The sequence below is a fragment of the Metaclostridioides mangenotii genome, from assembly GCF_017873185.1.
Lineage (GTDB): Bacteria > Bacillota > Clostridia > Peptostreptococcales > Peptostreptococcaceae > Metaclostridioides > Metaclostridioides mangenotii.
This window is the reverse complement of the sequence record NZ_JAGGJX010000002.1, coordinates 191286-212879: the sequence shown is the minus strand read 5'-3', so window position 1 is coordinate 212879 and position 21594 is coordinate 191286. Positions and strand designations below refer to the sequence as shown.

Genomic DNA, 21594 nt, shown 5'->3' with positions numbered 1-21594 from the left:
GATTTAAATGGGTGTTTTTATATGAAATTTATCAATGTTTATTACAATTATGCGACCAGAGTTCATTTAATCAGCAAGTGGCGTAGCAGGAAAAAAGGAATAGTTTATGGAAAAATACAAAATAATAGATATTAATGAATTTGACAGGTCAGAATACTTTCAATATTTTATGAGTGTAGGTACCACTATCGAAATTACAGTTAAAGTGGATGTAACAAGGATATTACCCCAACTTGATTTACCTCCAAATGTATTCAACGTCTCCTCAATACCATGGATACATTTTGAACATTTTTCTTCAAATACAAATGACTCTGGAAATCAACTAACAACTATGATAACAACGGGGAAGTATGTTTAAATTACTAATAATATAATTTAGCTAGAGATAACAAAAGTGTGTTAAATATAACTTATTATAAGTGGTATCTAAGACGCTTTTGTATTTTTGTGTACTAAAATATAGGAGGGTTAGATTATAAAATTCTTCTTTGCAATTCGTAAAAGTCTGGTACTCCATTTTTCATGGCTATTAGTTCTCCATCTAAAATACATTTTTCATTAACATATCTATGTAACTGGTCTAGTTCTGGAAATCTCGAAATCAACTTGAAATCTCTTTTATTTCTTAAATCTGTACTATCATTATCTAAATATGCAATACATCTAATTCCATCCAACTTTAATTCAAATATATAATCTGGTGAGTCAAACGCCTCTTGCATTTCCGCTATTAACATTGGTTTGATACCTTTTTCATCGAATATATCCATACAATCACCTCTTAAGTTAGTATGGACAATGGTAAGTAATTTTAAGCTTCTTTTCAATGAATGCACCCAAATTTAATAACATATATATAGTAAAACATTATTTAGGAGGTTTATTATGTATGAGAATATTTACCCAAATCCTATTCAATTACAAAATTCAATAAATTTAATACAGGATACAATAAACGCTATGGAGCAAGATCTACTTTTATATAATTGGTTAGGCGATAGAATACCTATTTCAGAACTACAAACTTTACCCTCACCTAATCTTGAAGAAATATATGATATTCTAGAAATAATTGAAACACTAAAAAACGATACCATTAATAATAGCAATTTATTGAAAGAAATATATTATCAATTGACAGGTACTTTTGCCAATATTAAACAAGGTTTTTATTTTGTTCCGCCGAGAGATTTATTTACAGGTGTATACGATGCCATTGTAAAAACTACTGGGTATATAAAGCAATTAAGAGTCATAATGTTTGGATTACCAAATTTTTACTACAGAGATGCACTCTTTAGTATAATATCTGATGAATTAATTCATGGGACCTTGCTTAATTATGTGAATTCAAAATTAATACGCATTCAAATTGAGCGAAATCTTAATATACATATACAGCGATAGAATAATTTTTATCTGTTTTTGCAAAAATGATAAAAAAAAATAAGGGTAGCAATTCAGCTACCCCCTTATACTGTCTACATATATTTTCTATTTTCCAACCACCCAATTCTTTAAAGCCATTACCTACAAACTTAGTCACATTGTCTGGAAACTTCTCTAATCCAGAAAAACACATATATATAACTCCTAATTTTTTGTGTTCAATTATATATGACTTTAATTTTCTTTTCACATTAAATATTAATACTCATATAATTATAAAGAAGCCAGTTATATAGTTTATTTTTTAATAAATATGTCTTTTAAAAATGCTTTTCTATTAACAGTTATGCAATTTACAATTTACTATTTTGTTCACACACGAGTAGGGTGCAATTAAGCTTCCCTTTAAAATTTTTACAACTTTAATTATTTAGCGGATAATGTAGAATTAACAAAAATAATGTAATGCGCATACCATATAATTAGGAATACTTTTATATTCCTATTAATTTTATAAGAAGGTGTTTATATGGATAAGGAAAGATTTTTCTTCTTCGGTTTCGTAATATGCCCAGGTTGTAGAAGAAGATTTGCAAGAAGATGTATATGCAGCAGATGTTGTCGCTGTTCTAGATGTTGTACTTGTAGCAGAGATTAAATTATTGCAATGCTAATTGATGTAGATAAGGCTAGCGATTAAACTAGCCTTATCTACTATACAATACCCTATTCAATGTATCCCATCTATCTACACCATTAAATACTGTGAATCTATCTGGTAAATTCATTTTCTTTAGTGCTTCCTCTGTCCTACCACCAACAACAAATAAGTTCTCTGCCGTATATGATTTAAAATTTACTACGTCCATAACAACACAATCTTCTTTATTCCATGCAAATACTTCCGCAATTGTTCTGTCTGCATCATTACTATATAAAACACAATTCTTTTTCATTTTATTATTACTTCCTTGAATAGTTTTATTTAATATTCCTTCTGCTATTAGTTTAGCAACTTCTCCATAACCTAATTTTGTAGCTATATCATAGTCATTCTTACTATCACAGAAGAATGTTTCTATCATTATAGCAGGGCAGTCTGTAGAGTTAAGCATGTACAAATCTGGTCTGTCTTTTACCCCTCTGCTTGTAAATACTGTCCCAAATTTATTTACTACCCTTTGTGCATACATCTTGCCTGTATTTGAGCAATATAGCACCTCTGTACCTTTTGCACTACCGTTGTAGCTATTTAGATGTAACTCTATACAAAGATCATATTTCTTGCCATTTATACGAGATAATTCATAAGTTCTTTCCTCTGTAGACTTTGCAAATTGTTTCTCTGGACAGATAATAACATCTACCGTACAACCTGATGATCTAAGTATTTTCGCTAAAAAATCAGCTAACATCTTACAATATTGATACTCGTTTACTACTCCATCAGCACTAGTACACAGTAAGTATGCTATGCCCAACTGTTATTGCGATTTTCATTACTGATCATCCCCCTTATCCTTTAATTGTTCTAAAGCGTTTTGTATCTGAACAGGCACTTTAATACCTATTTGACTGCAATTTTCTAATATGCTAAGCCCCTCATTTTCTATATAAAAATAGCACACAAGCGTTCTAAACACTCATGTGCCATTGCTTATTAAACGATCTAAGTAGACTGCTACTATTAATACAGCAAATATAACTCCTTTTCTTGCAATTCCGATAAGTCCTGTACTGCTTGACCATTTTTTTAATATCCAACCTTTTAACATCCCTAATTCAGATTCATCTTTTACACTTCCCTCTGAAGAATTCTCTTCTTTTGATTCATTAGTGATTTCAATCACTGAGTCTTCTGTATCAGTTTCTGCAAAAGAAAAATTAATACTTGTACAAAACAGAGTAAATGCAACGAATAAAGATACGATTTTTTTGTTTTTCATACTATAAATCTCCTTATATTATTTTAAATATATGTTAAAAGTTCGCTCAATTTTTAAAGTAACATGATTTATATTATTAATATATAGTTTTGACAAAACTGGTCATTTTTTAAAATAACTGGAAAATTTAAACAAAATCTAAACAAAAAATAGAGTAGCTATCACTCACGCTACTCTTATTTATTCTCTACACTCATTCGGTGATTTATCTTCTCTAAAACCTTTTAAAACTGGTTGTCTTAAAGATCCTCTGTCATTTGGCATATACTCTACAGTAGCAACTAAGGTAGGCTCTATCCATATAGCATCCTCATTATTTGATCCACTTGGAACGTACTTAATAGGTGGATCACTAGCTTTTTTATACTTATACTGATCTAGTTTCCTAAGGCTCACACCTAATGTAACGTGTCCTTTATATATCAATTCGTTGTTATCATTATATTGTGCAATTACTAAACTAGTCATATTATTTTCTTTTAATTTGTCTTTGATTTGTGAGTATTATTCTGTAAAATGGAAGCTTTCACTATTATGAGTAAACTTTTTTTCCAAACTCATAAGCATCTTTTAAATGATTTGTTCTGTCAATCTGTGGCTTTCCGTTTGTATCACCGCATCCTCCTGCAAGAAGCATTCCTTTATCATTAAATCCAATGTAATTTATAAAAGCATATTTATAATAGGATGTTACTTGCTCAAAAGTCCAAAAGAAATTATCCGCAGACGTTACCAATAATGCACAATCCTTTATTGGGTATTTCTCGTGTCTTCCAAGAGGAGGATTAGGGTCTTCCTCTGCTATAAAATAAAACCTTTCTATAAATGCTTTAATTCTTGACGATATTGTCCAATAATATAGAGGAGAAGCAAAAACAAGCAAATCAGCTGATTTAATTTTAGGAACAAGCTCATTAAAGCTGTCTTTTTGCACACATAGTTTACCGTATCGGCAGGCATTACAACCAATACAGCCTTTTACTTCATTTTTTATAAGTGATATTACTTCTACCTGATGTCCTGTTTCCTTTGCACCTTTTACAAAACTATCTACCAACTGTGCCGTATTACCCTTTGGTCTTCCGCCACCTTGTAAAACAATTATATTATTCATATACTTAACCTCCTGTCAAATTCAAATTTATCGATTGTTTCTTGTGCTTATTATATCATTATTTCTTGGTTTACTTATTTCTTTTCTGCTTTAGAAAAGGACTTATTTAAATTGATAGACAGAACCTAATCAATTTCATTATTTTCCTTTAGAAATAATAATTTTCCAGATTTTAATCCCCATATTTCATCCAAATACATACATACTTTTTTTGAATGAGTTACGATTATAACACATTTATCATGATTATGGGCTAACGATACTAAAATATACATTATTTTTTCTTCTGCAGCAAGTCTATAAAAAAAATAAAAGAGAGTAGCTAAAAGCTACCCTCTTTACTAATTATATTTACTCAACAATCACGCCATTTTGTCGAAGAAGTAAAGATTTGAAAATTTTTTATAGTTCATTTGAAATTCTCCTCTAAAATAGCGTAATAATATTCATCCCACCATTCATTACCTTTTGGAATACATTTTTTAAAAAAGCCTTCCCTTCTCATTCCAATCTTCTCCATAACTCGGTATGATGGAATATTATCAGGCTGACAAGTGGCTATAATCCTATGTAAGTTCATTTCTTTAAAACCATATTCCAAGAAGGCTTGTGCTGCTTCAGAAGCATACCCTCTACTTTGATATTTTGGATTAAAAACCCATCCAATCTCATAAGTATGCTCACCAAAATACTTATAAAAAACAATGTGCCCTATAAGAATATCTTCATCTATTAGTACTACAGGAAATTTTTCAGCTTTAACACCTTTATTTTTATTTACAAATTTTTTTGCATCTTCTTCAGTAAAAACCCCTTCAGGTATATACTTCATAACATTAGTATCTGACGTATACTCATATATAGCTTGCCAATCCTTGAATTCAAATTCTCGTATCAACAACCTTTTTGTTTTTATATGCATTACACAAACTCCCATCATTGTATAAATTTATATTCGAATTTTTTCATTTCCATCTCCTTTTTAATCAATATTATATCAAAGTAAAGATAAATTTTCGAACTTCTTTTAGTTTCTTATTTTTCATCAAATCACTAAAATGATAGTATTTGTTTAAATGCTGATTATATATGAATAAATATCTATTAAATATATTCTTCTCTTATTTACTCTCTACATTCATTAGGTAATTTATCTTCTCTAATTCCCTTTAATACTGGTTGGTTGCCTTAAAGAGCCTTTTTCATTTGGCATATACTCTACTGTACATACAAGAGTTGGTTCTATCCAAACCGCATCCTCATTGCCTGATCCTGAAGGAACGTTTTTGATTGGTGGTAATCCAGTCTTTTTATATTTATATTGAATAAGTATTCTAAGACTAACACCTAAAGTCACATGTCCCTTGTAAACTAGTTCGTTACTATCATTATATTGTGCTATAACCAAACTAGTCATGTTGTTCTCTTTAAGTATATAACTGCACACGACGAAATATCTTTCATATACTTAATTTTAATCCAGTCTTTACTCTTTTTATCAAACCAATACTTGCTGTTCTTGTCTTTTGCGACAATACCTTCTAGTTTCTGTTGTTCTGCTACTTGATATAATGCTTTTCCGTTAGTTTCTATATATCTAGATATCGCAAATCTATCCATCTCATTTATAGTCTTCTCCAATAATTTCTTACGCTCTATTAAAGGTAAATCTGTAACTAACTTATCCTTATAATATATGATGTCATATGCAATGAAACTTACTGGATACTTCTTTGCAGATATTTGCATTTTGAAAGGATCTGAAAATAATGTTCTTCTTTGCAATTCATAAAAGTCTGGTACTCCGTTTTTCATGGCTATTAATTCTCCATCTAAAATACAATTTTCATTAACATACCTATGTAACTGGTCTAGTTCCGGAAATCTTGGGATTAGTTTAAAATCTCTTTTGTTTCTTAAATCTGTACTATCATTATCTAAATAAGCAATACATCTAATTCCATCTAATTTTAATTCGTAAATATAATCTGGAGAGTCAAAAGCCTCCTGCATCTCTGCTATTAACATTGGTTTGATTCCTTTTTCATCGAATATATCCATACAATCAACCTCCTATGGGTAGTATGGTCAATTACGGGTTATTTTAGGCATACAACAAAAAGTATACAAAACTTTAATTAGAACATATATCTATAGTAAAGCTATTTAGGAGGTTATTTATGCCTGACTCAGATACTAACCAATTGAAAAATACAATAAATATGATTGGTGAATCTATAATATCTAAAGAAAAACATTTGCAATTTTTTCAATGGTTGATTGACCATGTTATGATATCAGAACTTTCTCCTATACCATCTCTTTCTCTATCCGAGGCAAAAGAAATAATAATACTTTTAGAATATATAAGGGATGAGGAACTAAAACATCTTGACTTGCTACAAAATTTATATTTTCGACTTACTGGGTCTTATCCCTCGATTTATTATGGGGTTTTTTATCCACCAGTTAATCTTACTGCCGGAATAGAAAACGCACTCATGGAAAATTTAGACTCCGTTAAAAAATATAGACTTATAATGAATGGCTTATCATCATCTTCTGATAGAAGTACGATTTCAAGTATTATATCCGATGAGCTGAATCATACAAACTTATATAATTCTTTACTTATGCAATTTGCAAATATAGTGTAAATGCAATAAAAGGGCAGCAATTAAGCTACCCTTTTACATATCTAAATTAATTTTCTATCTTTTAAATATTTATACCATTCACAATAATATATTATTTTCTATATAGTATACTAGAGTAGAATTATTTAATTACTACTCTATATCAATCCCTAGAATGCTTTAAATAGAACTATATTTCATGTCATCTTTTTAATAAAGATGACATATTTTTTATTATTTTTAGAAACTTATCACAAAATAATAAAAATTTACTCTCACTATCAATTAATATTTTCATATTATAAATAATAAGGAAGGTGATGGATATGGATTGTAATGACAAAACAAATAAAAATTGCTTAAAAGGATCTTGAAATATAGGACAAAATATTTCAACTTCAGCTGCACAAGAAACAGTTTTAAATAGTAATGACAATCAAGAAGATGAAATTGAAGCACAATTAGAAATACTGAAAAACCATATCTGCTTATTAGAGATACAAGCGAAAAAAAGATAGCATAGTTATTGATTATAATTATTATTTTTATGTAAATCTTCCTCTGATATTCAACCTATTACAAATAGCTTCTCTGCTGTATAACTTTTAAAATCTTTTATATGCTACATAGTATATCAGTTTTTATGTAATTGTTTAATGGATAATGTAGAATTAACATTAATAATGTATTTTAATACCATACAATAGGAGTTATTTTTTTACTCCTATTAATTTAATGGGAAGGTGTTTATATGGAAAGATTTTTATGTTGTTGCATAAGATGCTCATGTTGCAGAAGAAGATTTTCAAGAAGACGTATATGCAGCAAATGTTGCCGCTGTTTTAGTTGTTGCACTTGTTGCAGAGAATAAATTATTTAAATATTAATTAATTAATGTAGATAATATAGGGTAGTAATATTATTATTACTAGCTCTTTTTTTACTATTCTGATTTATAATTTATATTTTGTTAGCCCATTACAATCTACATAAATTTTCTCTCTTCCAACCATCCAACTACTTTTCTATATATATATTTTTGAAATACTCACTTATAAAAATAAAAACTTATATTATATATATACATTCTTTCCCAATTATACACTTTAAACGACCAGTTTTGCTAAAATTATTGAATATTTTTATTTATTTTAGTATACATGTATAAATCGTATTATTTAATTTTATCTATATTCAGAATATAATATTTGAAAATTTGTAAGGAGGTGTTAGTTATAAATAAAAATAGATTCTTATTAATTTCTTTAATATCCTTATTATTCATTATTTTCGGTACTTTATTTTATTTAAATAATGGAGCAATCGTATTTACTGGTGAGTCATCAAATTGGGCCGCTAAATACACAGTTCAAAAAAATGACATAAGAAATTTAGAAGTAATATATAAAGATAAAATTAAAAAGGGAGAAGAAATAAAATACATTTGCAAAATAATTGAAAATGGAGATGAGATAACTCGAATTGAAGATAGCTTAACTGAATTTAATGATAAAATTATAGGTAAAAGCAACATTGAAGATCACCTAAATAAGAAAAACAATAAATATTTAGTTATTATTGAATGGAATAATAAAACAGAAAAAATATCTTTATTTCGGAAATAATTTAAGAAAGAATAAAAATTTTATTATATTTTAAAAAATAAAATAAAGGGGAGTTGTTTATGAAAATGATAAGAAAATTTCTTGTATAAACATTATCAATATTTATGGTTGGATCATTAATTTTACCTGTCAATGCAGAAGAAATATCTGAAACTGGTGATAAAACACGTACTTATTCAGAAAAACAAATTACAGATGTAGAATCCCTATACAATATGGGAGAGAGCGGGATTAGCGATGTTGCAGAGAATTCAAATGATGTAGCCAAAGTTATAAACCCCGAAACTGGAGAGGAAGAATTTTTAGAAACGATGTCAACAACTCAATTAGTTGAGGTAAAACAAGCAAGAAACGAATCAGAGGAAACATATGTAAAAACAACTTTTATAAAAGAACCTGAACCAGAGAGTGAAGTAATTCAAACTAGAGCTAGTAAAAATGAAGATGCCTATGATAAAACAGGTGGAGTAAGAGTATACTCAACAGTAACATATACAACTTCAAGCGGGGATGGTAAATTTACATACATAAAAATGACTAAAATGTCTGGTGGATTTTCTATATAAGACAGTTCAATACAAATTACTAGCCGTTCTGTTAAAATGAACCAATATGGTAGGTTGTCTTGTAAACAGCAAGGAGTTACAAATACTACAAGTAGAAAACCTATTAATAATACTTTCGGTTACAGTGTCCCAAACTGGCCTGCAGTTGGAAGAGGAAGTATAGGATATGATACAGGTGTAGGTATAACAGGCAATTTAAAAAAGGAACTTACAAGTGGTCTGTTAATTTTTACAATTCTATATAAATATAAACAAGAGTAGCTTTTTACTTTACATTAATTCTTTCTTTACCAACCAATCAACAACTTTTCCATATGTCTCTTTATAACATTGTCTGGTAACTTATCTAATCCTGATTATCAAATATATCCATACTATCGGTTTTAGCATGGTCATGTAGTGATCATAGTACTTAAATTTGTAAAAGATAAATGGGTACATCAAGGTGCACATACATTTATAGATATAATGGATGGTTTTATCAAACTTAAAATCGGGGGTTAAAAAATGTTTAAAAGAGTCTTTCTAAAAACTATACCAACTTTAATTATTGTCGCCATAACTTCATTAGCTTTCATTTATTATAAAGTAAGCACATATACACCTATAATTTTTTGCTTACAGATAATCGCTTATATTCTTTTATTTTTATATTATTATAAAAAAGAGAATCAAGGGTAGCTATTAAGCTACCCTTTTACTATCTACATATATTTATTATTATCCTTTAACCACTCAACTACTTTTCTATACGTCTCCTTAAAGTCCTTACCTACAAACTTAGTTACATTGTCCAAACAATTTTTTGTATTTATACTATATTAAATTAATAAAAAAAGAGAAATACTTTAAAGGGTATTTAACCTCTGTGTCAAATTTAATCTAAAAGTTTATTAAATTTAATGGAGGTTGATATATATGCGTACTGTAAAAGAAGTAGCCAATTTATTCAATGCTCGTTATAACAAATTTAAAAAGTCTAATAATCAAGTAAAAGATCAGCAAGAAAAAAATTTTATTGAAGATAAGTTAATTAATACATTAAAAGATGATTTACAAATTAATAAAGGTAAAAATGAATTAGAAGATATTATGTATATTGAGTTGCTAATAGAGCAACTTACTTATGAAAGAGAATATAATCAAGAGGAGTTAGTTAATAAAGAAAAAGAAATTGAGGGATTGTATGACCTATTAATTGAATATAATAGAATAATTGAAAATTTTTTAAGGTTTAAAGCAAGGGTTGAAGAAGTGAGCCTTAAGATGGAATTAGCAAGACAAAATATGCGAAACAAAGAAAAATAGGAAGATAATATTTTTGTTTTTTTATTCTTATTCTACTAAGTAATTCAGCTTAAAAGAGGCATCTGAATGAATTTTGATATTCAGATGCTTCTTTACAGTATATAAAGTTAATATTTAACGTTTATTTTTTAATTATACCCTGTATTACCAATGAATAAAGGTTAAATCAACATAATAGTTAGCTCTTTACATATTTTATAACCTTATCCAGTGTATCAAATCTATCTACGCCGTTAAATACAGTATACTTGTCTGGTAAGTTCTTAACTTTTAGGGAATTACAGACTGAGAGATAAAGGAAGCATTAGAAAAACAATTTTCTATGGATAGCCTAAGACTAAAAACTCAATAAGAACTGTTCAGATCCCAACTAATATAATTAGAGAATTAAAATCTCATAAAATCAAAGCATTAGAACAAAAAGTATTAATGGGTAGTGAATACAAGGACAAAGATTATGTTATTTGCAACGACTTCGGGGAGCCTATGAATAACAATAGACCCGCTAAGATTCTACATTCTTCTTTAGATAAGTTAAATATACCTAGAATGAAATTCCATGCTCTTAGGCATACTTACGCTACGCGTTTATTTGAAGCAGGAGTCCCTCCTAAAACAGTGCAAACCTTAATGGGTAATTATGATATAAGTATAACTATGGATATTTACACTCATGTTATGAAAGATTCTAAGTTAGAAGCAGTAGATAAAATAAATGATATTTTTGCTTAAAATCTATATAGGTGTGTCATAGGTGTGTTTATAAATAAAAAACACTTAAATACATCAACTGTAAGTAAGTGTTTTCAACTATTTCAAATTTTCATTTTCTAAATTGGTGGAGACGAGGGGAATCGAACCCCTGTCCGTAAGTCTTTTCCTCGTTGCATCTACGTGTGTAGCCAGCTTAATTAAATCTCGCCTCACATACAAATAAGCGGCAATCTATATATGAGACCAGCCCCGATTAATCTACTTTAGTGTCGAGACACCCACAAAGTAGTTCCCTGCATAATGGCGTCCAGTCTTAGCCGGCAGGAGGGCTAAGAGGGACGAGCAGCATTAGGCTGCTAACGCGTAATTATCGTCTGCGTTTGTTTTAAAGTTCCCCAGTTTTTACGTGACCCAGAGTAACACGACACGCAGCCCCAAGTGCCAAACCCACGTCGAAACCTTTACGCCCCCGTGATGGTTTATAGTCTTAGAGACTTCTTATTTCTTTTGCAAACAATTTTTACTTTGTTGTTCCTTTATAAATTATCTAATTTTTAATTAGTATTTACCTGTCATTTCTCTTTCCATACGTCTTTCTGCATCTTTCTTTGCCATATCTTGACGTTTATCGTATAATTTCTTACCTTTTGCTAGTGCTATCTCTACTTTTACTTTACCATTTTTTAGATATAATCTAAGCGGTATTAGTGAGTATCCTTTTATTGTAGTTGCACCAATTAGTTTTCTTATTTCTGATTTGTGAAGAAGTAGTTTTCTTACTCTTAAAGGATCTACATTAAATACATTTCCTTGCTCGTATTGACTTATATGAACTTGTTTTAAAAATACTTCACTGTTATCTACAGACGCATAGCCGTCGCTTAAGTTTGCTTTACCTTGTCTTAAAGATTTTACTTCTGTGCCTTTAAGCTCGATTCCACATTCGTAAGTCTCGTCTATAAAATATTCATGTCTCGCTTTTCTGTTTGTAGCTAAAACTTTTATACCTGCCATATAAATCACCTTCTTCACTGTTTAATACTAGTAAATATAGATTCAAAATACTATACCTACGATAATCTATGATATCACAATTGATAACTACAGTCAATATGTCCACAACTAGTAGTATCTTCATATTAAGGATATTTGATTCAATTTTTACATATTTTCTTGGATCTTTAGATAAAAATTGATGATTATAAGTATACATTTTTACAAAAAAATTGTAAAATAGACATAAGATGAAAAATTACACCTCTAGAACTTGCAAACACTGAATTTCTAGAATTTATGAAATTATTTCTGATAATTAAAATTTAACTACATATAAAAATAATACTGGCTAGTTACAGGGAGGAAATTGAAAATGGATTTAAGTAAAAAAGTAAGAGTGTTAGAAAGTTATTCTGATGGAAGAAGTGAATTCGAGATATTAGAATACGATAAATTAGAAGGGGCAACTGACCCACTTATGGCAATGGCGCTTCACTTTTCAAAAGAAGCTGGTCTTAAGGGTAGACAAGTTAAAATAAAGCTAAACAATTCTAGTATAAAAACTGAATCAGGCGCTTTATACTACTATAAAGGTCAAATTTCATCAGATGCTAACATCGGAGGAGTTGGGGGATTCTTCAAGAAGAGCATTTCTGGTGCGTTAACTAATGAGTCTGCTATGAAGCCTCAATATACAGGTACTGGTGAAGTTTATCTAGAGCCATCATTCAAACATTATATGGTAATGGAATTAGACAATGACTCATTAATAGTAGATAAAGGTACATTCTATTGTTGTTCTGATACTATAGAAGTTAAAACTTTCGCTCAAAAGAACGTATCATCTGCACTTCTAGGTGGAGAAGGTATATTCCAAATAGAATTAAAAGGAAGTGGAACGGTTATACTAGAGCTTTATGTTCCTAAAAATGAAATCATAGCTTATGAAATAAAACGTGGTGAAGAGTTAAAGGTTGACGGTAACTTCGCACTTGCTAGAACTTCTCGTGTTAACTTTGCTGTTACTAAATCAGATAAATCACTAGTAGGATCTATGTTAAATGGAGAAGGTCTTTTAAATACATTTACTGGAGAAGGAACTGTATGGTTAGCTCCAACTCAACCAATGTACCAATCTTTATCTTTTGGATTTATGCCAGGAAACAAATCAATGAACAATACAGCAACTAATGCTAAAAATATTTTCGGCGGTTTCGGAAACTTAATAGACTAATTCAAACGTAAAACCAAGATGTCAGCTTAGGCTACCATCTTGGTTTTTTTAGTTTTAATCCTAATTATCAAATTAAAAATTAATCTATTTTTTCCTCTTCTTTTTTAACAATAGAAAAATCAATCTCTCTCAAATCTACATTGACTTTATCTACTTTTATTCTAAGCGGATCGCCTATTTTATACATTCTCTTAGTATGCTCTCCAATTACACAGTAGTTTTTCTCGTCAAATATATAGAAATCATCGTCCATATCAGCTAATCTGACCAATCCTTCTATTGTATTTTCTAACTCTACAAATATTCCAAACGAAGTTACTCCTGAAATATTTCCGTCAAATTCTTCGCCAACTTTATCATTCATGTACATAGCTTTATAGAAATCGTGTACATCTCTCTCAGCTAACTCAGCTTTTCTTTCCTGTTCGGAAGACTGAGTAGAAGCATACTCTACTATTGTAGTAAGCTGTGTTTGTCTCTTTTCATTTATCTTATTATTTAATGACTCTTTAATAATTCTATGAATTTGTAAGTCTGGATATCTTCTAATTGGAGAAGTAAAATGTGAATAAAACTTAGCTGCAAGTCCAAAGTGACCATGGCATTCTGGAGAATATTTAGCCTGTCTAAATGAACGCAACATTATTGAGCTTACGGCTCTCTCTTCTTTTTTACCTTTTATTTGCTCAACCACTGCTTGTAAAGCCTTTGGATGAACTTCTTCTAAGTCGCCTTTTATATGGTATCCAAATGCGGAAATGAAATTGCTTAAATTCTCCATCTTTTCTTGAGATGGAATTTCATGAATTCTATATACAAAAGGGAGATTCATCCAATAGTAGTGCTCCGCTATTGTTTCATTACTTATAAGCATAAACTCTTCTATTATTTTATTAGAAATTCTTCTCTCATAATCTTTAATATCTGCTACTTTTCCTTCACTGTCTAAGATTATTTTTGCTTCAGGGAAGTCGAAGTCTATTGATCCTCTTCTTTTTCTCTTATCCATAAGTATTCTTGCAAGCTCTTCAGATATTTTAAACTCTTCTACTAGATTTTCAAAAGTCTTTTTAAGCTTTTCATCATCTTTTTCTAGAATATCTGATACTTCAGTGTAAGTCATTCTAGCTTTTGAATTTACAACACTTTCAAGTATATCATGCTTAACAACATTTCCTTTTTTATCAATTTCCATAATTATAGAAAGTGTAAGCTTGTCTTCAAAAGGATTTAAACTACAAACTCCATTTGACAATATCCTCGGCAGCATCGGTATAACTTTATCTACTAGATATACTGAAGTTGCTCTTTTTAAAGCTTCTTTATCCAATTTACTTTTTTCTTTAACGTAGTGAGTTACATCGGCAATGTGAACTCCAAGTTTGTAGTTTCCATTTTCTAATTTCTCAATAGAAACAGCATCATCTAAATCTTTTGCATCTTCACCATCAATTGTAAAAATCTTTAAATCTCTTAAATCGCTTCTTCTGCTAATTTCTTCTTTTGGAATTTCCACTGCGACTGATTCTGCTTCAAAAACTACTTTTTTAGGAAATTCTTCTGGTAGACCATGTTCTCTAATTATTGAATCTATTTCAACTCCACGATCGCCTTTATGCCCAAGGACTTCAATGATCTTTCCTTCTGGTTTTTTTCCTTCTTCTGGCCAAACAGTAATTTTACATACTACTTTATCTTGTGCTCTAGCTCCACTGAAAAATCTCTTAGGTACATATATATCCTTGTTGAATTTCTTGTTATCAGGTACTACAAATCCAAACGCCTTACTTGGCTCAAATACTCCAACAACAGTATCTACCTCTCTTTTTACTATCTTTACAATTTTTCCTTCTGCCCTTTTATCATCTTGTGCTGGAACTACTACTTCGGCAATTACTCTATCATTGTGCATTGCACCATTTACATCGCCAGCTGGAATAAACAGATCCTGTTCATTTTCTCCATCTGATTCTACAAATCCAAATCCCTTTTTATGTGAAATAAATTTACCAACAAAATTACCAGCACTCTCCGGTGAAACTATTTTTTCTTTTTTAGTAATATTTATATGGCCCTCTTCTTCTAATTCACTTATAAAATTATAGAATAGAGGCATCTCTGATGAATGTATGTCAAATATAGTAGCTAATTCTTCTTTTCTTAGCGGCTGATATGATTCTTCATTTATCAAACCTAATAGGTTCTTTCTAATTTCTGGTGTCATCTTGACCTCCTTACATTTATTTGCGCTTCTACCATTATACACCAATTAAAGTATATTGGTAAAATCATATATTGTAGTGCTATTATTATATTAGTATGCTCAAATTTATTTATATTAATTTACAAACGCATTTAATTTTTCGTTAAAGTTATCTATACCCTAAATTTTATAAAAAAAATACATTATAAAAGCGATATTAAATACGCTGTACAATATAGAATTTACTCTAACTGTATTACGTGCTTAATATCGCCATATTAAACTTTACTCCTCACCTAAAAAATTTAGTTTTATTTTACCGACATTACTTCTAACTTTAATAGTCTTTTCGCTATCTCCAAATATATTTTTATCTACGTTGCTAATTACCTTTCCAACGTCACTTTTAGCATCTAACATAAACTTCTGGCTTTTATCAATGTTTATGACTATCTTTCCTACATCTGTTGAAACATCTATATCGCCATCAATTCTCTCTAGGTTGCATATTACATCTCCTACTTCTGATTGAATACTCCCTTTACCGAGAATCCTTTCTAAAACTACCTTCCCTACATCAGATTTTATTTTATAATTATCGGCTTCAGCTCTATTTAGTTTTATATCCCCTACATCACTTGTAACTACTAATTTTTTAGTATTGATAGCCCTTTCTACTAAAATCTTGCCGACATCGCTTTCTAAAGTTATTTCATTTAAATCCAAGTCGCTCTTTACGTATAAATCCCCGACATCTGATTGTAATTTAAACTTCTCTTTATATTCTTTAGGTAAAAATATCTCCACAACCTTTTTATCAGTTGACCAAAATATGCCGAATCCTTTAAATCTTTTTTTTGGTTCAACAAAACTAAGTTCATTTCCCTGTTTTGATATATTTAGTGTCCTATCATTTTTAAGTTTTTTATCTGATCTCTCTATTACTTTTATTTTATTATCATCAGTAGTTTTTAGTATTATTTCACTTACATCCATTTTAAAATTTATTTTTTCAATTCCATCTAAGTTCTCTTCTCTGACAATCTTGTTTTTATATGCCCAACTTGGATTATTTCCGCCTTTACTAACCCAATTCGAGCCTCCGTTAAATCTTATACCTGTTATTAAAATTCCAGTCATAACTACTATAAGTAATATCAACGATATTATCCTAATTTTCGTAAATTTTCTAAACATAATCTTTTTCCTCTTTCAATTCGATAAACGCACTTATAATTTGATCAACTGCATAACCTATAATAAATATAACCCAAGTAACGTACCAAGCACTAGTTAAAAAACTAATTATAAAGTACGCTGATATTACTATTGCCCATACAGCAGATGAGATCGCCTTTCTAACTCTATTTTTTTGATATCTTACTGTTTTCTTTTCTTTTATTTCTTCAACTATAGATTCATCTTCTCTATCGTATTTTTTTATTTTTGACATATTGTTATACACTAACATTCCCGTTGCAATAGCTACAATAACAAAAAATATTACTATGGCAAATTCTTCTACCCAGCCAAAGGCCTCACTTAGAATAATTCCAATTGGGCTTAGTATATAAAGCATTATTGATATAGCAGTAATCATAGCGGATTTTTTTCTTTCCTCTGCTTCTTTATCGTTGTATAAATTATAATCAAATATAAGATTCCCCACATTACCAATATTTCCTACAACTGACGTATATGCTTCATTTTCATCAATTCCCGCATCAATTAAATCATTATATCTATCTATTGAATTCGCGAGTATCTCCTCTTTTAGTTCTCTTGTTCTGCCATTTGATGGTGCCTTTTCAAACAATCCATCTACATACATTTCTATCTCTCTTCTCATAATACCCCCCTATTTAATCAAGCTATCGATCAGTTTTTTAGCTTCCGACCAATCTTTTTTATTTTGTTCATATACTACAGACCCCAACTTTGTAATTCTATAGTATCTTCTTCTAGCCCCTTGGTTTTCATTTCCCCAGTAAGATTCGATCATGCCACCTTGCTCTAATCTTCTAAATGCTGAATACAGTGTAGCTTCCTTTAATTCGTACTCGTTATCTGTTTTTTCTTTTATTGATTTATTTATCTCATAACCGTAGCTATCTTTTTCTATTAGTCTAGCTAAAATTATTGTTTCTGTATTTCCTCTAATTAAATCAGATGTAATAGACACATTATCTCGCCTCCTTGTCTTTAATCAACTTATCTTATATTCACTATTATAATTATATATACCTCGCCTGTCAATGTATCTTTTAAAATTATGAACATGCACAAATGACAGGCGATTCAAGTAATTTTACTAAAATGGTATATGAATTATCTAAAGAAAAGTTGACATCTATGTTACGCAATTTAGAAACTTATAATGATTTAAATAATAGAAAAACTAAAGTGAAAGATGAATATGAAGGATAATGTATAATTACAAAAAACTAGCCCCCCGGGGACTAATGTAATTGTCCAATAAGTGACGGTCTTTTTTACACCTATCTATAGGTTTAGAATTTTTAAAAAAACCATGTTCGTAATGCACTTGTTGTACTGTCATTACGAACATGGTTATTATCCAAGATGGGAAAAAGCTTGCTAATCATATTAATCATTGTAGGAATGAAGCAACTATAACTAAAGAAATTCTGGGTTTCTTTTATTTTTATTTACAAAATCAATTCCTCATATGCATAATTATTTTTACTCATAATCCTACTTCTGATTAACAACATCGTTATATGAAATAAGTTCAAAAGTCATCGCGACAACGTTCCTTGCAACTACAGTTCTTACAGCTATGCTCCTTACAACTATAGTCCTTGCGCCAATAGTCATTGCGCCAATAGTCCTTACTACTATGGCCCTTGCGACAACAGTCTTTACAACTATGGTCCTTACAACTATGGTCCTTACAACTATGCTCTTTACAACTATGCTCTTTACAACTATGCTCTTTACAACTATGCTCTTTACAACTATGGTCCTTACAACAACATTTCTTAATTTCTACCCTAGATTTCGCAGTATTATTGTTAAGATCTGGATCTGGTGTTGTTGAGGTAACCTGTGCAATATTAATTAGTGCGTCACTGCATGTTGGCTTTATGGTTCCTCTTAAAATAATCACTCTTGAAGTTCCTGCTGGTAATGTGCCTATTTCAAAACTTCCAGTCCATGGTTCAAAGCATTCCCCATTATCCACTGAAAACTCTGGTCTACATAGAATATTTGCAACGTTATCTATTAAAGTAACATTTTGTGCATCTGCTGGGCCTGCATTTGCTACTATTATTGTAAAACTTATACATTCTCCTACACAAGCGCTTTTCTTATTTGCAAATTTCTCTACCGAAACATCAGCTGCTACAACTACTATTGGAGTCTCTACCGTAGAGGTGTTGTTTTCTAGATTTGGATCTGGTGTAGGTGAAGTAACTGTTGCTGTATTAATAATCACCCCTGTTGCTGTTGAGCTAATTGTTCCTCTTATTATAATAACTCTTACTTCTCCTGCCGGTATTGTCCCTAAATTAAGGCTTCCAGTCCATGGTTGGAAAGTTACTCCATCATCTAGCGAGAACTCTGGATTAATAATAGAAGATGGTATATTATCTGTTAGAAGGACACTCTCTGCAGCATTTGGTCCAAAATTTGTAACTACAATCCTATAGCTGAACATCTCTCCTGGTACAGCAAATGATTCATTACCTTGCTTTACCACAGCAATGTCTGCTGCCACGGCTACTACTGGAGTCTCTACCGTAAAAGTGTTATTATCTAGATTTGGATCTGGTGTAGGTGAGCTGACTGTTGCTGTATTTATAATTACACCAGTTGCTGTCGAATCTACTGTTCCTCTTATTATAATAACTCTTACCCCTTCTGCCTCTATTGTTCCTAAATTAAGGCTTCCAGTCCATGGTTGGAAAGTCACTCCATCATCTAGCGAAAACTCTGGATTAAGAATAGAAGATGGTATAACATCCGTTAGAAGCACACTCTCTGCATCAGATGGCCCAAAATTTGTAACTACGATTGTATAGCTGAACGTCTCTCCTGGTACAGCAATTGGCTCATTACCTTGCTTTACTACAGCAATGTCTGCTTCTCCTGGGACTTCTTCAACAAGTAGAGTAACTTCGTTAGAATCTTCGGAAAAAGTAAGTGGTATACCGCCTTCAACAGGTGTATAAGAGTAATCTATCGTTGCTATATTTATAGCAGGATTTGGATTAGGTATACCTTCAACTCTCACCTGGAAAGTTACTGTAACTGTTGTCCCACCTGCAACATCCGGTAGTGTGAAACCTACATTAGGATCTACTCCTGGCTCAGCCACTCCATTAACCATCACACTATCAGGTATAAATAATAAGCCAAGAGGAATAATATCTTTAAAAAATACATTAGTTAGAGGGCTGGTACAAGTATTTGTTAATTGAACGCTATATGTTACTACATCCCCCACAACTGCAGTTGACTTATCGCTTGTCTTTATTGGAATAAATGTTGGAACTATTATTTCATTTAATGCAACATCATCAATAGCATAATCATTTCCAACAACAGCTTCACCTTCACTGAAAAATTCTACTGTAATTTGAGTATTATTTAGAGAATTAATGACAGTTCCTATTTGTTTCCACTCTGGTGCATTTGTATTTTCTGGAATTTGAACTCCTAATGTTTGTTGAAATAGTATATTACCGTTTTGATCAAGTATTCTAACACCTAACTGTGCTGGTGGAAATCCAGTTACCTTAAAGAGATTTAGAATCCATGTGCTAAATAAAAAAACAGTATTAGGTGTAACTGGTACTGTTGATCTAAAAAATACAGCACCTGGATTAAAACCATTTACCACCATCATTCTTCCTGTTTCATTTCCTGTAGTATGATCTGCAATACGCCACCAAGCCCCTATCTGATTACTCATTGCATTATTCATAATATTTTGTACTGTATATTCTCCATCTATAGGTGTAAACTTAGTTGGATCTGGTACTACATACATAAAATCTGGCGTAACATTTGGATATGGTGCTGTAGCAGGTCCTGTATTAGCTGGTGTTCCTGGTGGAAAGAATCCAAATGTTCCATTATCTGCATCTGTAATAAGGTTTATATCGGATAAAGTTGTACATGAATCTAATATAGTTTGTATAGGTGTATAGATTACTGGACCATTTAGTATATTTTGATTTATTATATCAGCTCCTGTTACCGTTATTAACAGCGTATTAGGAGTTGTACAGTCTAAGTTTGTTGTCCCTGTAGGTGGATTCGTCACAAAACTGATTGGTGGTACTGTAGCAATAGGAACTGGACCCACCACTGCATTCGAAAAGTTTCCTGGTGTTGGTACTCCTCCTGCAGTTCCAAAAGCTTCTACAATTCTATAGTCACCATTTGGAACATTTATAAATGAATAATTCCCTACAGCATCTGTAAGAACTACAAGCCTAACCCCTGTTGCTATATTTTGTAATACAATTGGTACATTAGCTATTCCTGAGTCTCCAGCGCTGATAGTTGCACTTCTATCTCTATCAAATGTTAATTGGCCTGATATTGTTGCCATATTATCACTCCTTTGAAATTAAAATTTTAGGCCCATAATATAATATTCTTTTAATTTTTTTATGTGACATTTTTATACAATAAACGAGTTATTTTCTTATAAATATCCGAAATTTAGCAATTAATTGATACTCAATATCTTACGAATATCATTTTATTTAGGTAGAGCGAAGTTCAAATATATCAATGAATTAATCGTTAGTATCAGAATCATTCTTATCACCAGAAAGAGTGATTCTGATACTAACGATTAATTGTGTTATTTCAGTAGCTATCT

General features: G+C 30.6%; 25 protein-coding genes, 1 other RNA gene and 1 pseudogene. 11 read left to right on the top strand and 16 right to left on the bottom strand.

Annotation, left to right across the window (positions count from 1 at the left end; translation table 11 throughout):
• Window positions 1–106 precede the first annotated feature (106 nt).
• Complete coding sequence (locus J2Z43_RS07105; protein WP_209456541.1) at window positions 107–361, top strand: CatA-like O-acetyltransferase; 255 nt, start codon at window positions 107–109, stop codon at window positions 359–361.
• A 115-nt stretch (window positions 362–476) separates the two neighbouring features.
• Here the strand turns inward: J2Z43_RS07105 and J2Z43_RS07100 are convergent, their stop codons facing one another.
• Entirely contained in the window at window positions 477–773 is a 297-nt protein-coding gene (locus J2Z43_RS07100; protein WP_209456540.1) for an ATP-dependent DNA ligase, read from the bottom strand.
• 115 nt (window positions 774–888) lie between these two features.
• Here J2Z43_RS07100 and J2Z43_RS07095 point away from each other — a divergent pair, with 115 nt between their 5' ends.
• Window positions 889–1410, top strand: coding sequence for a hypothetical protein (locus J2Z43_RS07095; RefSeq protein ID WP_209456539.1), 522 nt, complete (start codon window positions 889–891; stop codon window positions 1408–1410).
• Here the strand turns inward: J2Z43_RS07095 and J2Z43_RS07090 are convergent.
• Window positions 1388–1642, bottom strand: a complete 255-nt coding sequence (locus tag J2Z43_RS07090) for a hypothetical protein (RefSeq protein WP_209456538.1) — start codon at window positions 1640–1642, stop codon at window positions 1388–1390. The two genes, J2Z43_RS07095 and J2Z43_RS07090, sit on opposite strands and share 23 nt — an antisense overlap.
• A 279-nt stretch (window positions 1643–1921) precedes the next feature.
• Here J2Z43_RS07090 and J2Z43_RS15035 point away from each other — a divergent pair, with 279 nt between their 5' ends.
• Window positions 1922–2050, top strand: a complete 129-nt coding sequence (locus tag J2Z43_RS15035; RefSeq protein WP_268828396.1) for a hypothetical protein — start codon at window positions 1922–1924, stop codon at window positions 2048–2050.
• 49 nt (window positions 2051–2099) lie between these two features.
• Here J2Z43_RS15035 and J2Z43_RS07085 read toward each other — a convergent pair whose 3' ends face one another.
• From J2Z43_RS07085 to J2Z43_RS07060, 7 genes and pseudogenes are all read right to left on the bottom strand, one after another.
• Window positions 2100–2873: an N-acetylmuramoyl-L-alanine amidase gene (locus tag J2Z43_RS07085; protein WP_234926131.1), complete on the bottom strand. Its 774-nt coding sequence runs from the start codon at window positions 2871–2873 to the stop codon at window positions 2100–2102.
• Between the two features lie 18 nt (window positions 2874–2891).
• A pseudogene (locus tag J2Z43_RS14765) lies at window positions 2892–3167 on the bottom strand (phage holin family protein).
• Between the two features lie 351 nt (window positions 3168–3518).
• Window positions 3519–3806: an ATP dependent DNA ligase gene (locus tag J2Z43_RS07075; RefSeq protein WP_209456537.1), complete on the bottom strand. Its 288-nt coding sequence runs from the start codon at window positions 3804–3806 to the stop codon at window positions 3519–3521.
• Between the two features lie 64 nt (window positions 3807–3870).
• On the bottom strand, window positions 3871–4452 hold the full coding sequence (locus J2Z43_RS07070; protein WP_209456536.1) for a flavodoxin family protein: 582 nt from the start codon (window positions 4450–4452) through the stop codon (window positions 3871–3873).
• Window positions 4453–4861: 409 nt separating this feature from the next.
• The gene (locus J2Z43_RS07065) at window positions 4862–5374 is read right to left on the bottom strand and encodes a GNAT family N-acetyltransferase (protein WP_209456535.1); all 513 of its coding nucleotides are present in this window, start codon (window positions 5372–5374) and stop codon (window positions 4862–4864) included.
• Between the two features lie 237 nt (window positions 5375–5611).
• Window positions 5612–5869, bottom strand: a complete 258-nt coding sequence (locus J2Z43_RS15140; protein ID WP_327786938.1) for an ATP dependent DNA ligase — start codon at window positions 5867–5869, stop codon at window positions 5612–5614.
• Window positions 5866–6513, bottom strand: coding sequence for an ATP-dependent DNA ligase (locus J2Z43_RS07060; RefSeq protein ID WP_327786937.1), 648 nt, complete (start codon window positions 6511–6513; stop codon window positions 5866–5868). Before J2Z43_RS07060 ends, J2Z43_RS15140 begins: the two co-directional genes overlap by 4 nt.
• 119 nt (window positions 6514–6632) lie before the next feature.
• Between J2Z43_RS07060 and J2Z43_RS07055 the strand changes: the two genes are divergently transcribed.
• The 6 genes from J2Z43_RS07055 to J2Z43_RS07030 all read left to right on the top strand — a co-directional run bounded on the left by J2Z43_RS07055 (window position 6633) and on the right by J2Z43_RS07030 (window position 11319).
• The gene (locus J2Z43_RS07055; RefSeq protein ID WP_209456534.1) at window positions 6633–7109 is read left to right on the top strand and encodes a ferritin-like domain-containing protein; all 477 of its coding nucleotides are present in this window, start codon (window positions 6633–6635) and stop codon (window positions 7107–7109) included.
• A 1205-nt stretch (window positions 7110–8314) separates the two neighbouring features.
• Window positions 8315–8713 (top strand): hypothetical protein, encoded by a 399-nt coding sequence (locus J2Z43_RS07050; protein ID WP_209456533.1) that lies wholly within the window; start codon window positions 8315–8317, stop codon window positions 8711–8713.
• A gap of 104 nt (window positions 8714–8817) precedes the next feature.
• A complete protein-coding gene (locus J2Z43_RS07045; protein ID WP_209456532.1) occupies window positions 8818–9279 on the top strand; it encodes a hypothetical protein in 462 nt (153 codons plus the stop codon).
• A gap of 36 nt (window positions 9280–9315) precedes the next feature.
• Window positions 9316–9540, top strand: coding sequence for a hypothetical protein (locus J2Z43_RS07040; RefSeq protein ID WP_209456531.1), 225 nt, complete (start codon window positions 9316–9318; stop codon window positions 9538–9540).
• 657 nt (window positions 9541–10197) lie between these two features.
• Complete coding sequence (locus J2Z43_RS07035) at window positions 10198–10587, top strand: hypothetical protein (RefSeq protein WP_209456530.1); 390 nt, start codon at window positions 10198–10200, stop codon at window positions 10585–10587.
• Between the two features lie 348 nt (window positions 10588–10935).
• Entirely contained in the window at window positions 10936–11319 is a 384-nt protein-coding gene (locus tag J2Z43_RS07030; protein ID WP_209456780.1) for a tyrosine-type recombinase/integrase, read from the top strand.
• Window positions 11320–11423: 104 nt separating this feature from the next.
• Here J2Z43_RS07030 and ssrA read toward each other — a convergent pair.
• Window positions 11424–11772: a transfer-messenger RNA gene (ssrA, locus tag J2Z43_RS07025) on the bottom strand.
• Between the two features lie 87 nt (window positions 11773–11859).
• Window positions 11860–12315 (bottom strand): SsrA-binding protein SmpB, encoded by a 456-nt coding sequence (gene smpB, locus J2Z43_RS07020; RefSeq protein ID WP_024621718.1) that lies wholly within the window; start codon window positions 12313–12315, stop codon window positions 11860–11862.
• A gap of 355 nt (window positions 12316–12670) precedes the next feature.
• On the opposite strand from smpB, the gene J2Z43_RS07015 reads away from it, so the two are divergent.
• Complete coding sequence (locus J2Z43_RS07015) at window positions 12671–13531, top strand: AIM24 family protein (protein ID WP_209456529.1); 861 nt, start codon at window positions 12671–12673, stop codon at window positions 13529–13531.
• A gap of 79 nt (window positions 13532–13610) precedes the next feature.
• Here J2Z43_RS07015 and rnr read toward each other — a convergent pair whose 3' ends face one another.
• The 4 genes from rnr to J2Z43_RS06995 all read right to left on the bottom strand — a co-directional run bounded on the left by rnr (window position 13611) and on the right by J2Z43_RS06995 (window position 17916).
• Window positions 13611–15755: a ribonuclease R gene (rnr, locus tag J2Z43_RS07010; protein WP_209456528.1), complete on the bottom strand. Its 2145-nt coding sequence runs from the start codon at window positions 15753–15755 to the stop codon at window positions 13611–13613.
• A 264-nt stretch (window positions 15756–16019) separates the two neighbouring features.
• Complete coding sequence (locus J2Z43_RS07005; protein WP_209456527.1) at window positions 16020–16931, bottom strand: DUF4097 family beta strand repeat-containing protein; 912 nt, start codon at window positions 16929–16931, stop codon at window positions 16020–16022.
• A complete protein-coding gene (locus tag J2Z43_RS07000) occupies window positions 16924–17583 on the bottom strand; it encodes a permease prefix domain 1-containing protein (protein WP_209456526.1) in 660 nt (219 codons plus the stop codon). Before J2Z43_RS07000 ends, J2Z43_RS07005 begins: the two co-directional genes overlap by 8 nt.
• Before the next feature lie 9 nt (window positions 17584–17592).
• Window positions 17593–17916 carry a PadR family transcriptional regulator gene (locus J2Z43_RS06995; protein ID WP_027701145.1) on the bottom strand — a complete coding sequence of 108 codons (324 nt, stop codon included), beginning with the start codon at window positions 17914–17916 and terminating at the stop codon, window positions 17593–17595.
• A 104-nt stretch (window positions 17917–18020) separates the two neighbouring features.
• On the opposite strand from J2Z43_RS06995, the gene J2Z43_RS06990 reads away from it, so the two are divergent.
• On the top strand, window positions 18021–18161 hold the full coding sequence (locus J2Z43_RS06990; protein ID WP_209456525.1) for a hypothetical protein: 141 nt from the start codon (window positions 18021–18023) through the stop codon (window positions 18159–18161).
• 325 nt (window positions 18162–18486) lie between these two features.
• Here the strand turns inward: J2Z43_RS06990 and J2Z43_RS06985 are convergent, their stop codons facing one another.
• Window positions 18487–21318, bottom strand: coding sequence for a DUF11 domain-containing protein (locus J2Z43_RS06985; RefSeq protein WP_209456524.1), 2832 nt, complete (start codon window positions 21316–21318; stop codon window positions 18487–18489).
• Between the last annotated feature and the right edge of the window lie 276 nt (window positions 21319–21594).